14 protein-coding genes and 1 riboswitch are annotated in these 14,217 nt (G+C 48.6%); of the genes, 6 read left to right on the forward strand and 8 right to left on the reverse strand.

Annotation, left to right across the window (positions count from 1 at the left end; all coding sequences use genetic code 11):
• Positions 1 to 4 precede the first annotated feature (4 nt).
• Both ACZ5ZV_RS10035 and miaB read right to left on the reverse strand, forming a co-directional pair.
• A complete protein-coding gene (locus tag ACZ5ZV_RS10035) occupies positions 5 to 562 on the reverse strand; it encodes a bifunctional nuclease family protein (protein WP_464121305.1) in 558 nt (185 codons plus the stop codon).
• 2 nt (positions 563 to 564) lie between these two features.
• Complete coding sequence (gene miaB / locus ACZ5ZV_RS10040) at positions 565 to 1,926, reverse strand: tRNA (N6-isopentenyl adenosine(37)-C2)-methylthiotransferase MiaB (RefSeq protein ID WP_464121306.1); 1,362 nt, start codon at positions 1,924 to 1,926, stop codon at positions 565 to 567.
• 66 nt (positions 1,927 to 1,992) lie between these two features.
• On the opposite strand from miaB, the gene ACZ5ZV_RS10045 reads away from it, so the two are divergent.
• Entirely contained in the window at positions 1,993 to 2,646 is a 654-nt protein-coding gene (locus ACZ5ZV_RS10045; protein WP_464121307.1) for a hypothetical protein, read from the forward strand.
• Between the two features lie 103 nt (positions 2,647 to 2,749).
• Positions 2,750 to 3,511 (forward strand): substrate-binding periplasmic protein, encoded by a 762-nt coding sequence (locus ACZ5ZV_RS10050; protein ID WP_464121308.1) that lies wholly within the window; start codon positions 2,750 to 2,752, stop codon positions 3,509 to 3,511.
• A 66-nt stretch (positions 3,512 to 3,577) separates the two neighbouring features.
• On the opposite strand, the gene ACZ5ZV_RS10055 is transcribed toward ACZ5ZV_RS10050, so the two are convergent.
• The 3 genes from ACZ5ZV_RS10055 to ACZ5ZV_RS10065 form a co-directional block, all read right to left on the reverse strand.
• Complete coding sequence (locus tag ACZ5ZV_RS10055) at positions 3,578 to 4,057, reverse strand: hypothetical protein (protein WP_464121309.1); 480 nt, start codon at positions 4,055 to 4,057, stop codon at positions 3,578 to 3,580.
• A riboswitch (purine riboswitch) is annotated at positions 4,050 to 4,147 on the reverse strand. (Overlaps the previous gene by 8 nt.)
• Positions 4,148 to 4,411: 264 nt before the next feature.
• Positions 4,412 to 5,311, reverse strand: coding sequence for a hypothetical protein (locus ACZ5ZV_RS10060; protein WP_464121310.1), 900 nt, complete (start codon positions 5,309 to 5,311; stop codon positions 4,412 to 4,414).
• Positions 5,312 to 5,376: 65 nt separating this feature from the next.
• Positions 5,377 to 6,357 (reverse strand): DUF4097 family beta strand repeat-containing protein, encoded by a 981-nt coding sequence (locus tag ACZ5ZV_RS10065; protein WP_464121311.1) that lies wholly within the window; start codon positions 6,355 to 6,357, stop codon positions 5,377 to 5,379.
• Between the two features lie 132 nt (positions 6,358 to 6,489).
• Between ACZ5ZV_RS10065 and ACZ5ZV_RS10070 the strand changes: the two genes are divergently transcribed.
• The 4 genes from ACZ5ZV_RS10070 (at position 6,490) to ACZ5ZV_RS10085 (ending at position 10,161) form a co-directional block, all read left to right on the forward strand.
• Positions 6,490 to 7,665 carry a thiolase family protein gene (locus ACZ5ZV_RS10070; protein ID WP_464121312.1) on the forward strand — a complete coding sequence of 392 codons (1,176 nt, stop codon included), beginning with the start codon at positions 6,490 to 6,492 and terminating at the stop codon, positions 7,663 to 7,665.
• Positions 7,666 to 7,667: 2 nt separating this feature from the next.
• Positions 7,668 to 8,366, forward strand: a complete 699-nt coding sequence (locus ACZ5ZV_RS10075) for a CoA transferase subunit A (protein ID WP_464121313.1) — start codon at positions 7,668 to 7,670, stop codon at positions 8,364 to 8,366.
• An 8-nt stretch (positions 8,367 to 8,374) separates the two neighbouring features.
• The gene (locus ACZ5ZV_RS10080; protein ID WP_464121314.1) at positions 8,375 to 9,031 is read left to right on the forward strand and encodes a CoA transferase subunit B; all 657 of its coding nucleotides are present in this window, start codon (positions 8,375 to 8,377) and stop codon (positions 9,029 to 9,031) included.
• A 146-nt stretch (positions 9,032 to 9,177) separates the two neighbouring features.
• On the forward strand, positions 9,178 to 10,161 hold the full coding sequence (locus tag ACZ5ZV_RS10085) for a cyclic nucleotide-binding domain-containing protein (protein ID WP_464121315.1): 984 nt from the start codon (positions 9,178 to 9,180) through the stop codon (positions 10,159 to 10,161).
• Between the two features lie 62 nt (positions 10,162 to 10,223).
• On the opposite strand, the gene pyk is transcribed toward ACZ5ZV_RS10085, so the two are convergent.
• The 3 genes from pyk to ACZ5ZV_RS10100 all read right to left on the reverse strand — a co-directional run bounded on the left by pyk (position 10,224) and on the right by ACZ5ZV_RS10100 (position 14,217).
• Positions 10,224 to 11,711 (reverse strand): pyruvate kinase, encoded by a 1,488-nt coding sequence (gene pyk / locus ACZ5ZV_RS10090; protein WP_464121316.1) that lies wholly within the window; start codon positions 11,709 to 11,711, stop codon positions 10,224 to 10,226.
• Positions 11,712 to 11,716: 5 nt separating this feature from the next.
• Complete coding sequence (locus ACZ5ZV_RS10095; protein ID WP_464121317.1) at positions 11,717 to 13,393, reverse strand: hypothetical protein; 1,677 nt, start codon at positions 13,391 to 13,393, stop codon at positions 11,717 to 11,719.
• A gap of 86 nt (positions 13,394 to 13,479) precedes the next feature.
• On the reverse strand, positions 13,480 to 14,217 hold the full coding sequence (locus ACZ5ZV_RS10100; RefSeq protein WP_464121318.1) for a hypothetical protein: 738 nt from the start codon (positions 14,215 to 14,217) through the stop codon (positions 13,480 to 13,482).

Genomic DNA, 14,217 nt, shown 5'->3' on the forward strand with positions numbered 1-14,217 from the left:
AAAACTAGTTCAAATATCCAGATCCTTTGTCCAACAGACCAAAATTTTGCAACTTTTGTGCAGCGCCCTCAGTCTCAGCACTCATCACACGAGAACGACCGATAAAGCTTTTTGTCGCAAATAGAGGCACTTGCAGATACAAACACAACGACATGGCCTCATCCGCACGCAGCTTCACCGAATTCATCTGCGGATGGCCGCTGATATAAAGACGCAGATACTGATGGGCTCCTTTAATTTCAACAAAGACAGCCTGTTTGATTTCAAGTCCCAAAGAACTCAAAAGCATCGCTGTGAACTTGTGCGGAGATGATTCCAGTATCATACGATTGCTTTGAGACAACGCAACCCCGGCATCAATCGCACTGACCGCCACCGGAAGCGTGTACTGATGCCCTTCGTCCTTTAACAGCAAAAAAGGGCGAGTCGCATCTGTGGTCACGGAAAGCCCGTAAGGAAAAAGTTGCACCAGCTCATTTTGATGGAAGATTTCCTCTTCCTGAGTCTCATTTGCAAAGACGATTTGCGCTTTGAAATTCTCAAAATCCAAAACTTCTTTCATGATTAAACCATCTCTCCTCTAAACACCGCAGGGAAGGCTTTGGTGATTTTCACATCGACCGTTTTACCGATCAAATCCGCCGTCCCCAGGAAGTGCACAAGCTTATTGCTGGTGCTGCGTCCCTGAATTTTTCCGTGATCCCGATCCACACTTTCCACCAGAACTTTCATGGTGGTGCCCTCGTACTTTTTCACAGCCTCAAAGGCCATAGCCTCATGAACATCAAAAAGACGATTCAGTCGTTCGTTTTTGACGTCTTCAGGCACCTGATCTTCGAACTTCGCCGCTTTTGTGAACGGACGTGGCGAATAGGCGAAAGCAAAGATCGTCTCAAATCCGACTTCCGTCACCATATTCAAAGTGTCTTGGAAATCCTCTTCCGTTTCGCCAGGGAAACCCACGATGATATCAGTCGAAAAGCAGACATTTGGCAGGCCCTTTTTAATCATGGCAATCCGCTGCAGATACTCTTCCCGGGTGTAATTGCGATTCATGCGCTCCAACACCTTGGTGCTGCCAGCCTGGAAAGGCAGATGGATATATTCCATGATCTTATCAGAATGCTCAGCCATCACATCCACCAACTTCTGATTGAAGTCCTTGGGATGAGACGTCGTGTAGCGAATACGCTCAATATCGGTTTCTTTGGCCACCAAGGCCAGCAGATCCGCAAAATCAACGCCCTCTTCACCCTTGTAAGAGTTTACATTCTGCCCGAGAAGCGTGACTTCTTTCACTCCACGCTTCACCAGATGACGAATGTCAGTCAGAATGTGCTGAACCGGGCGGGACTTTTCACGTCCGCGTGTGTAGGGCACAACACAGAAAGTGCAGAAGTTGTCACACCCTTTGGTGATATTCACATAGGTCGCCACACCGGGATTTCGCACCAGAGTTTCAATATGATAAGGCGTCCTGTGCTGGAAGCGGGAGTTGACCAGTTTCTTTTCGCCAGCGAACGACTGTGCCACCAGTTGTGGAAGGTTGTCGATCTGATCGGTTCCGAAGACAAAGTCGATCATGGGCTGAGTCTTGATCAAATTCTCTTTTTCCTGCTGCCCCACGCACCCACCGACTCCGATTTTCAGATTCGGATTCTTACGCTTCATGTGTTTGTAAGTGCCGACCTCGGAATAGACCTTGTGCACCGGCTTTTCACGCACACTGCAGGAGTTGATAATGATCAGCGACGCCTCTTTCGGATCGCGCACAGGAACGAAGTTCTGCATCTCCAAGAGGGCGTACATTCGTTCCGTGTCATTCACGTTCATCTGACAACCGTAAGTGGAAATATAGACCCCTCGACCCATGCCGATGTCCGTATTTTTCTCAACGCTTTCAGGATTTTGAGTGATGTTATCCACGAGTTCTTACCTCTTGTGTCATCAAAAAAGTTGAGTTATAGAGGAGCGTCTTAGAAATGTCAAAAAATGAAGTTCGATGGAGATCTGCTCATGAACCCAAGACTGAAAAGCTCAAAAAAATGGACCGCCTTCCCTAAAGAGTACTCAGATCAGATTTTGGGAGTTTTCAAAGAAAACTTCGCCCAGTATCTTGGCAACGCCGAACTTCTTATCGAAGGCCGCATTTACCAGGAAGAAATTGCGCTACGCGTTGGTTATCTGGAAGAAGGTCGTTTGGCTCAGGCGAACTTCGAAGTTTCCATGAACTATTCTCAGGAACAGCAAGACGCCATCACACGCATCCACAACTGTGTCGATGCAGCAGCCAGCATGATGATGGAGTATCTGGAAAACAACGGCGAAGTCGACTTCCCCTACACTTGGAAAGAAGTTCCTTTTCAAGGCAAAAAAATCTATCTGCGCTTCTCAACTGAAAATTCATCTTTGGAGGCTGAAGCCAACAAACTTTTAGGTTTGAGTGAAGACGAAATGCTTCATGATGACGAAAATGAAATGGACGAAGATGCCTTAAGCCGCGCAGAACTCAGCGAAGAACTTTCTCCTCCTCGCGATGAAGATGACTTCACCGACGAAGACTCAGAAACCGAGAGCGAGGACGACTCTGAGGAAGACAAAGGCCCCAAAATGTTTGGAGGAAAAGGGAAGAAGTCTTTGCATTAAAAAGCTTCCCAAAATTCCGCAGAACAGAATAGTTGCGCTTTCTTGAACAAGATTCTTTTTCACTTGGTTCGTTCTCACGAACAAGAGATAATGAGAATCTATCATGATTCAAAATGCCCTCTTTTTGCTTCTATTCTGCACGACCTTCGCCGCTCGATCTGAGACTATCATCATCAATGGTGAGGACGACTGGGCTCCCTATGCATCAGCCTCGCCAGACTATAAAGACGTCATCGGTCTTGCACCCGATATAGTAAAAGCCGCCTTTAAATCACAGGGAGTTCGAGTCATCACCCGCCCCGTGCCCTTTGCCCGTTGTCTGCATGAGGTGGACGAAGGCAAGGCTCTGGGCTGCTTTGACACCGTGATCAGTATCGAAACCCAAGGGAAGTACATCTTTCATTCGACACCTATTTTTGAAGCAGACATGGTTGTTTACGGAGCGCTGAATGAAACCAAACGCCCGACGAACTTTAATGATCTGGAAGGAAAAATTGTCGGAACCACCAACGGCTACACTTATCCTACAGAGTTTCTGCAGAACAAACGTATCACCCACTCACCCGGTCCCACTGAAAGATCCCAGCTGGAAAAGCTGGCCAGCGGACGCGTTCACTATGCCGTTCTTTGGGGCCTGACAGCGGCCCATCTATTGCGGAACAACCCTGCCGTAAGCAAAAAGGTCAAACCCTTGGGAGTCATCTCCCGCACAGGCCTGTACCTTAGCTTTTCAAAGAAACACAAAGACGGAAGCAAGTACGCCGCCATCCTGGAAAAAGGCTTACAAACCATCATCAGCAACGGAACCTACGCTCGGATCACTGCGCAGTTCAATGCGGTTCAATCTGCAAATCAAAGACCTTAAAAACAAAAATGCCCATGCCTTCGTCAGACATGGGCGCCCCCTCGACAGAGAGAATATTCTTGTAAATTAGAGAGCTCTTACACGAGCTTCAATCGTCGGAACCTCATCCAGGTGATGTTTAGCCTGAATGATGATTTCCACGGCATCTTTTTGCAACAAGCGGCCCGCCGCCATTTTCTCACAGATCAAAGCTTCCAACTTGTCCGTGATCTCATAGACACTTTCATGCTGAGGCCACAAGTTTCTGGAGTCATTGCTGCCACCTGCGCACAATGGAATGTAGTGATCGATCTTGAAAGCCTGACGCTTCATAGAGCGAGTTCTGTAACCAAGTTGATCGTACTTTTGGAAGATAGCTGCTTTTTGAGATGTGGACACATCACGTTCGCAGTATTTGATTTTTTCAGGATATCGGTATTCGCTAGGACGGTTACAAAGGGCGCCCGGTGTCAACGCTTCGTCCGGCCCTTTAGGAAATGCCTCAAATGCTTGAGACAAGGTTGCAAAGAACAAAACCACAACAAATAAAGCTGCGCGCTTAAACATATCCGCTCCAAATAGACTGCCCTTTACGGTGGCAGGTAGAAACGTCAGACCCTATCTCTGACTTATATTTGAGTAACCGCGGTTAGTAGTAATGTTGAGATTTCCCATTTGCAATAAAATTTACAGCCATTAACGCACCTAAGCACATCAAAAAAACCAAAAAAAAGACCCACCCTCATCAGGCAGGTCTTCAAAATTCTTTTAAATGCTCCTTTAAGCCCAGCTTCAAGGCTGGTCAAAAAGGTTCAAGCGCAAGGCGGAGGGTTTTACCCGCAACGGAGGCGTACTTTTAGTACGTCGGAGTGAAGGGTAAGGCCCGACAACGCAGTCGATTGGGCCTTTTTCACCAGCCGACTAGTATTCGTCGTCTTCTACGCCGGAACCAGAGCCCTCTCCCATCCCTCTGACTTCTTCGATAAACGCGCTGTTATCCTCTTCAAACTCATTATCCACTGCTGATTCGTCAATCTCCAGCTCTTGGATAGCGGCCAGGAAGTCTTTTTCCGTGCGCAAATCACGGCGGATCATTTCCAGGAACTTGTCTGGATAACGGGACGTCAGTTCTTCCACGTAGCGCTCAAGCTTGCCATCTTGAAGGATCTTCTTACGAACTTGGATCTTCTTCCAGAACATCAGGTAGTGGTAACGGCAATAAGCATCCACGACAGCTATCTGATCGCAATCGCGAGCGCGGCAGTATCTGCGACCCTCTGCGTCAGTCAAAACCACTTCTTCGTCGTTTTTGACCTTTTCTTCAGAAACCCACTCTTCGTCGACTTCGATTTCCTCTTCGGATTCCTCGACGGCTTTGAGCTCTTCTTCGTATTCACCGATCTCATCGCCCATCAGGTCGTCATCGGCGATAAAATCGTCTTCCAGCTCGTCCTCTTCCTTTTCCTTTTTAGCTTTGCCTTTTTTAGGGGCTTTTGCCTCTTTTTTAGGCGCCGCTTTTTCAGGAACCGGCTGTGGCGTGACCTTTTTTTCCAGCTTTTTTGCCGCTTCGACCTTGGATTCTTTAACTTCCTTGGTCTCTTTGGCAGCTTTCACCGGTGCCTTCGCAGGCTTTACTTCCGGTTTTTTCTTCGCCTCAGGCTTTTTTGCCACCTTTACAGGGGCCTTATCAGCCTTCTTTTTCACAACGGCCTTAGGAGCTGGCTTTTTTGGAGCTGGCTTGGCCGCCGCTTTTGCGGGCGCTTTTTTAGCTGGTTTTGCTGCAGCCTTGGCTGCGGGCTTCTTTTTTACGATTTTTGCCATAGTTCTACCTAGATAGTGCTTTAGAGATCATTCCATCTGTCAGACATTTGAGAAAAGCTGTCAACTCATTTCACTGAAATAGTGCCTTCTTGACTGCGCACAAAAATGCTTCCTCTCGGCGCGTCGCCACGCAAACGACCACGTGCCGTTTTCTCTGCACTCAACTTCGTCACACGAACTTCTGGCGGAACGACAATTTCACCTTCCACCGTCATCAGATTCAGACTGGCTCCTGAACCCGGCGGCGTCTGAATACTCACGCGACCCGACTTGGACTTCACATCCACCTCCGAATCCAACGCCATACCAATCGTCACAGCGCCGTCCTGATTCTGGCCCTCGATGCGTCCTTGGAAACCCTGAATATTCAGGCTGCCCTTGCCACTTTCAAACTGAATGGTTCCGTTGCTTTGATTGACCTTCGCCGTGGACTGCTGGGCTGAAACAATCAGGAAGCCGCGCACTTTTTCAACGTTCATCTGCCCCGAGAAAAGGGACGCCTCAACGTCCCCCTGAATGCTCTTCAAAGTCATGGAACCAGAATAGGAGTCTGCACTGACTTTCCCCAGGTGATCCACCACGGACACATCCCCTTTTTGCACATAGACCTGCAAAGACCCCGCGCCGTTTACGGAGGCCACACGCCCTTGAGTCAGGCTCACTTTCAAGTCTTTGTTCCATTTCTGCGCCACCACAGACCCACCGCGCAATTGAACGTCCGCGGGAAGCGCCGGGCCGATAATTTCGATTTTTTTCATTTGTGAAGCGGCCTTCGGCAAGATGTTCAGCCAGGTTCTTTTGCCGTCGTATTCATTCATACGAACTTCGATGATATTATTTTTCTTTTCGATCGTGAACAAACCTTCCGCACTAGATTGCTCCACCCCAGATACACGCAGCGCAGTGCCGGGTTGCCCCACCATCTGAACTTGCGCCTCCAGACCTTTCAGGACCAGGCGATCACCTTCAGAGACGGGAACTTCAAATGTGGCGGCCATCAGTGGCTGAAAAACGAGGTGGACAAGAATGAAACTGATCGCTGACATGCGTTGACTCCTTAACCCTGGCATTTGACTCTGCCTTTAAAATATAAAAAAGTATGCGGGCATTTACAATAAATTTGCAAGGGCCCCCAAGCCCAAGAGAAAAGCTTGGACAAAAAGCTAAAGAGGTAAAAAATGGAAAATGTCGTAATTGTGAGCAGTGTGAGAACTCCCGTAGCCTCCTTCCAAGGTGGTTTTGCTTCCGTACCAGCACCCAAACTGGGCGCTGTGGCCATCAAAGAAGCCATCACTCGCGCAGGTGTTTCTGCTGACGAAATTGACGAATGCATCATGGGTGAAGTTCTGACTGCAGGCGTGGGCCAGGCTCCCGCTCGTCAGGCAGCTCTTTTTGCCGGACTTAAAAATTCCACTCCATGTTTGACCATCAACAAAGTCTGTGGCTCCGGTTTGAAATCTGTGATGCTGGCGGCTGACTCCATCGCTTTGGGTCACACAAAAATCGCTGTTGCCGGCGGCCAGGAAAACATGACTTTGGCGCCGCACTTGCTTGAAAACTCCCGTTCTGGTTACCGCATGGGTCCAACACAAATGACAGACTCCATGATCAAAGACGGCCTGTGGGATCCATACAATAACTTCCACATGGGAAATGCGGCGGAAATCTGCGTGAAAGAGCACAACTTCACTCGTGAAGAACAAGATGCTTTCGCAGTTGAATCCTACAAAAAAGCTCAGGATGCCTGGGCTAAGAATCTGTTCAAAAACGAAATCGCTCCTGTGACTGTTGAAGGTCGCAAAGGCGCTGTGACTGTGGATAAGGACGAAGAACCGTTCAACACGAACTTCGACAAAATCCCAGGCTTGAAACCTGCCTTCGACAAAACTGGCACCATCACTGCGGCTAATGCTTCCAAAATCAATGATGGTGCTGCGGCTCACGTCTTGATGTCTGAATCTGAAGCAAAAAAACGCGGTATCAAACCTTTGGCGAAAATCGTGGCGCATGGCACTTTCGCTCATGATCCAAAATACTTCACCACAGCCCCTGTGGGTGCTATCAAAGGCGCTTTGGCCAAAGCCAACCTAAAAGTGGGCGACATTGATCTTTGGGAGATCAACGAAGCCTTTGCTGTTGTCACTCAGGTGGCAATGAAAGAGCTTGAGATCCCGGCTGCCAAAGTCAACGTTCACGGTGGTGCGGTGGCTATCGGTCACCCGATCGGCGCTTCCGGCGCGCGCATTTTGACAACTTTGGTTCACGCTTTGCACACGCACAACAAGCGCTATGGCTTGGCTACTTTGTGCATCGGTGGCGGCGAAGCGGTGGCTTTGATCATCGAGAAGGCTTAGTCATGAGCAAAAAAGTTTTTAAGGACGCCAAGAGTGCGCTCTTTGACGTCAAGGACAACATGACTCTGGTCTTGGGCGGCTTCGGTCTTTGCGGCATCCCGGAGAACTGCATCACGGTCCTGAATGAAATGGGCGTGAAAAATCTGACCTGCGTTTCCAACAACGCAGGTGTGGATGACTTCGGTCTGGGTCTGCTTTTGCAAAAACGCCAGATCAAAAAAATGATCTCCTCTTATGTGGGCGAAAACGCCTTGTTCGAAAAGCTTTACATGAGCGGCGAACTGGAGCTTGAGTTCTGCCCACAGGGAACCTTAGCCGAAAGAATCCGCGCCGGTGGCGCGGGTATCGCGGGATTCTACACTCCAACTGGAGTGGGAACTCTGGTGGCGGAAGGCAAAGAGATTAAAAACTTTGATGGCCGTGACTATGTTCTGGAAAGAGGCATCGTCGGTGACTTTGCCCTTGTGAAAGCCTGGAAAGGCGACAAGTTTGGCAATCTGATCTTCCGCAAAACTGCACGCAATTTCAATCCGATGGCAGCGACCGCTGGAAAAATCACAGTGGCCGAGGTCGAGGAGCTGGTGGAAATTGGCGAACTGGATCCGGATCAGATTCACACTCCAGGCGTGTATGTTCAGCGTATCTTCCAAGGTACGAACTACCAAAAGCGCATTGAACAAAAAACGATTGCCAAAGGTTAGGAAAGTTTATGCCATTAACAAGAGAGCAAATTGCACAACGTATCGCTCAAGAAGTTGAAGATGGTTACTGCGTAAATTTGGGAATCGGGATTCCTACATTGGTCGCCAACTACATCCCAAAAGACAAATTCGTTATGTTACAGAGCGAAAATGGTCTTTTGGGCATGGGTCCTTTCCCCAAAGAAGCCGATGTCGATGCGGATCTGATCAACGCCGGAAAACAAACTGTGACGGCTTTGCCGGGAGCAAGCTTCTTTTCCAGTGCTGACAGCTTTGCGATGATCCGCGGGGGTCATGTGGACCTGACGGTTTTGGGTGCGATGGAGGTTGATGAAACCGGCAGCATCGCCAACTGGATGGTTCCAGGCAAGATGGTCAAAGGCATGGGGGGCGCGATGGATCTTGTTGCCGGCGCTCGCAACGTGATTGTAGCCATGCAACACACTGACAAAGAAGGAAACTCCAAATTGCGCAGCAAGTGCACCCTTCCTTTGACCGGTGTAAAATGCATCAAGAAAATCGTCAGCGATTTCGGCGTGATCGAAATCACACCTGAAGGATTTGTTTTGAAGGAATACGCCCCGGATCTGTCTCCGGAAAAGGTACTGGCAGCCACAGAGGGCAAAATGAAAATTGCTCCTGACTGCAAGCCCATGACATTCTAATTTCATTTTAAACGGCTTTCCCCAGGGAAGGCCGTTTAAGTCTGAAACACCCACCCCGATCCAACCCACCTAAGTCCAGCACTGCATTGCCCTGCCTAAGATTCCCATAGATAATAAAAATTCACGTACTTGAGAGTGGGGTTTTCGTGGCAGAGGCAAAGAAAGTGGCAAAAGACACCTATCTATTCAGAGATGGGGACGCTCCAGATGCCATGTATATCGTTAAAACAGGTGGATTCGCTATCACCAAAAGCAAAGGCAACACTGAAGTTGTTATCGCGGAAATTCAACCCGGCGCCATGGTTGGCGAAATGGCGTTGTTTGATAAAAAACCACGCAGCGCCAACGTGAAGGCCACCAAAGATTCCGAAGTCATCGCACTTCCCTACGACTCTTTGAACAAACAAATGGATCAGTTGCCGGTGTGGGTTCGCGCAATCATGAAAACGCTGAATGAAAAACTGCGTGATGCGAATCAAAAAATCCGTCTGCTGGAAAACACCAATCCTGATGAAGAGCGCTTCCCGCCTCACATCGTGAACAAATATATTTCAATTTTAAATCTGGTCGGCAATAAGTATGGTAAACCCGAAGACAACGGGGCTTTAAGTTTTTCTTCGGTTCTGATTCGCAATTACACGATTCAGATCTTCCAGGAAGCCACCAACAAAATGCAGAGCGTGGTGAATGCTCTGACCGAACTTGGCTACTTGACTCAGGAAGACCGCGGGGATGGAACGCAGAAAGTCACCAATCTAAAACCTCAGGAGCTTTTCTCGTTCGTCGACTGGTACAACGAGTGGCTGTTCAAACAAGACAAAGACCGTCTGCCAGCCCTGTCGGATCAGGAGGTCAGCATTCTGAATGGCATTTTACTGTTTGCCCGCCGTGTGGAGCCAAACAACAAAGGCCTGTACAAGGTGGATCTGACCGATGTTCAAAATGAATCCATGAAAGAGTTAGGACAACTAATCCGAGCTGACGACGTGAATTCCTTGATTGAAAAGAAGTATCTGACTGAGAAAATTATGGATGAAAAAGGCGTCTACATCATGGTGGAACTGCCTTACGTGGAGCCACTGGCACGCAACTGGACGATCGTGAATAATCTAAAACGCAAACTGCGCTAAAACAAAAAGCCAGGAACCTGAGGGAACCTGGCTTTTTTTATTCTCTTTTCTTTAGAAAAAATCTACTCGATATCTGGAATTTCCTGACAACGCAGCGGCAGCTTTTCATTTGGCAACTTCGCCACACTCTCTCCACCCACCGTGTGAACATAGATAGAGTTGGTTTTTGCTCCGCAGGCAATCGGCTGCCCCAGGGTCAAAATCACACGATCACCGGTTTTACCCAGGCCGTGGGAAACCAGCAACTGATCCACCTCACGCAGAATATCCTCCATGGTTTTATAGGGCTTGATCGCATGGGTCTGAATACCCCAACCAAGCTCCATGCCATTAAGAACATCCAGATGCTGGGTCACGGAAATAATGCGCGCCTTCGGACGGAAGGCCGAAATAATATTGGCCGTCTTACCTGACGTCGTCAGACAGATGATCGCCGTCGCATTGAGCTTCAAAGCACTCAAAGAAGCACTTGCAGCAATCGCCGCAGGCGTGCTCAGGAACTCATTCTCCAAAGAGATCTTATAGTATTCCTCTTCGTTGCGCTCAACTTCAGTGATAATTTCATGCATGGTGCGGATACAACGGAAAGGATACTTCCCGCTGGCGGATTCCGCCGAAAGCATCAATGCATCAGAACCATCCAACACGGCATTGGCCACGTCTGTGATCTCCGCACGAGTGGGTCGCGGATTTTCAACCATGCTATCCAGCATCTGCGTTGCCGTAATCACCGGCTTACCCAGAAGGTTGCAGACCTGAATGATACGCTTTTGATATCCTGGCAAACGACTTTGCCCGACTTCCACAGCCAGATCTCCGCGCGCCACCATAACGGCGTCACTCAAGCGACAGATCTCTTCCAGATTTTCAATGGCTTCAACCATTTCAATCTTTGCAATAATCTTTGCACTGGAGTTCTTGGCTTCAATTCTTTCACGCAACTGTCGAATGTCGCGCGCATGACGAACAAAACTCAGGGCCACATAATCAACCTTGTTTTCAAGGCCGAATTCAAGGTCCTCAATGTCCTTCGGAGTCATGCATTCCACCGGCAGATTCACTCCCGGCAGATTCATCCCTTTGCGGTCTTTCAAAATACCGCCATAGATGACTTCCACATCAAGCTCTTCACCACGCACCTGAAGGACTTTGATTTCCATCAGACCGTCATCCAAAAGGATACGAGTTCCCGGCACACAGGCCAACGGAAGCTCTTTAAAGTCCGACGGAATCAGCCCCGGCTTACCTAGCACTGCGGCGGTGGTGACAACCAGACGATCCCCGGGTTTTATTTCAATGGAACCGTTTTCAAATTTTCCAACGCGAATTTTAGGTCCCTGCAAGTCCTGAAGAATCGCCACTGGAGCCTGAAGCTCCTGGGATAATTTACGCAAGGATTTGATAACTTTAAGGTGATCTTCATGACTGCCGTGGGAAAAGTTAAGGCGAGCCACATTCATGCCCGCCTTGATTGCTTTTTCCAGATTTTTTTCGTCACGAGTCGCCGGCCCGATAGTGGCCACAATTTTTGCACGACGATCTGCTAACATTGAATCTACGCCTTCCTGCTGTATGAACTCATCTTCACAGACAAGTTTTGCATATCTTCCTGGTGACGTCTATTCATTCTATCAAGTTGATCTTGGTGCGACTGATTCAGTTGGGCAATCTTGGCCTCGTACTTCATCTGCAAAGACTCTTTTTCCATTTTGCTGGCCTTTTCCTGCTCTCCAGAACGAGTTGAATGCAGATTCTCAAGACGCTTCAACTCGCGGGATTGGCTATCCTGGATGGCGGCGATACGGTCCTCGTAACGCTTGATGGTTTCTTCCAGCTTGGAATTAAAAGAGGCTTCCATTGTTCTGAAGCGCTCCGTCATAGCCTTATTCAGCGCTGCATGATCTGCTGAGTTCTTTTCACGAACCACATCCATACGGTCCTGATAGTTGGACTTCATCACATCCAAAGAGTCCGCATAGTAACGCTCCAACTGGGCTTGATTCTTATTGGTCAAATCAATGACCTTGTTAACACGTGACTCCGCATTGTTCGCCACTTGAGTCACCTGATCCTTATGCTGTATGATCAGGTTCTCACGTTCCTCGCGATGACGGGTGTTCATGATGTTGACCTGAGATTTATTCTCGCGGTCCGCATTTCTCAAAAGCTTTTGATTCTCCGTCAGCACTCGATCGATGCGCTCATTGTTAATCTCCTTCATCTGATCCACAGCACCCTCACGCTGATCTTCAGACAAAGCCAAACGTTTTTCATAGGCCTGGGTCAGGTTGCGACGTTCAATCCCCCGCAGCCTTTCGTTCTTGGAGATTTCATTGTTCAGTCGACCATTCAGACGCTGAATCTGGCTGTCACGGGAACGGATCTGACTGTTGATGCGACCATTGACGGAATCACGGAAATCCTGATTCTGCGAGTCCATCTGAGCCGACTTATTTTCCAGTGCATTTTCGTATTTATCACGAATCGATTCACGCTCCTGATTCATGATCATTTGCTTCATATCCAGATTTTCGCCATATTCCTGCTTACTATTGACGACATAGTCCCCGTATTTCTGAGACCAACGGGAATTATCCGCCTCACGCTGGCGCTCGCTCTGCTTCAAGCGAGCCTCGTAGGATTTGCGCATTTCTTTACTGTTGCGATCTTTTGAGCGCAAGGTCTCGTCATGACTGTTCAACAGAGCATCACGTTCTTTTTCATGCGCCTCATTCAAGCGGCGTGAGTTTTTGTGAATTGCTTCCTGGGACTTCTGACGATTTTCCTGAATTGCCTCAACAAAACGTTCATCGCGACCTGAAATTTCAGTATTCAGCTGTCCCACCAAATTCTGCTTCTGGGCCTCATTGATTTCCTTCTGCTTCTTCAGAGCCCCTTCATAGCTGGCTCTCTGCTGTTCGCGGGCATTGTAGGAATCCTCCATTTTATTGCGGAGCGATTCGCGGTAGGTTTGGCGAACTTCATCAATTTTTTTACTATTTTCATAGTCGCGCTGATTTAGCGTCTCGCGATTGCGCTCTTTGAGCTCGGCGATGCGAGTTTCATATTCATCAGTGATATTCTTGATTTCGTCGTGGTGACGCTGCTCCAAACGTTTGACTTCGGCGTTCTTTCGTTTGGCATTTTCGCTTTCGCGATTCTCATACTCTTCCCGAGTCTTACGAATCTTTTCGTCCTGGCGTGCACGATCCGATGATGAAATAGAAGACATCCTATCCTCCCAGACCTCAGATTAACATGAGGACCAGGCAGAAACTGCAACTGACATGGATCGTAAATTAAAATCAGGACCTTAATCTAGCGCTCAAATACGCGCTGACGATAGAGTTCTTTAACCCTGCGGTCTTCCGCAGCCTTGCGCTGACGACGCGCCTCTTCAGCCTGCTCCCTCGCGGCGACCGAGGCAATCTCCCTCTCTGTCAGCTGACGGTACAGACGACTGCTCTTTTGCACCAAATCACCCCAGTTTTCGCGGTAGTGACGAACCTCTTTAACAAAGGACTCTTTATTTCCCCGATAAAGGGAGTTCCACAAAGGCAGGTGCTCTTTCATATTGATCGGCTCAATCATTCCATAATCAGATTTCCCCTGAGAGTTTACCGAGGACACCCAGACCTCAAAGCCTTCAGGAATCTCCAGCGTCTTTCCGTCTCTTAGAGTCACTTTCAAAGAAGCCGACATATTTCGCACCAACACCCGGGATTCTGAATGCAGCACCCAATACTCACCAAAACTCGCCTTAAAAGAGGCAAACAAAGTTTCTACCTCCAGACCTTGCCCATTTTCAACCCACAGGGCCCCTTTGATCAGGCGCCACTGTTGCGGGTTGCTCATCACCAGAGTTGACCCGCCGGAGGCATGAAGTTTTTGATCACCTTTTTCAAAATGAAAAGAATTTCCGGTCACTTGAAGGGCGCAATTTAAGGCCTCATTAAGGCACTTCGACGGCTGCTCCATCACATCGCCTGCGGCACGCACTCGAATCTCCATCTGGAAAGCCATCAAAAAAATAAGAACCCGGACGATCTTTTTCAT

This window comes from Bdellovibrio sp. HAGR004, from assembly GCF_055397015.1.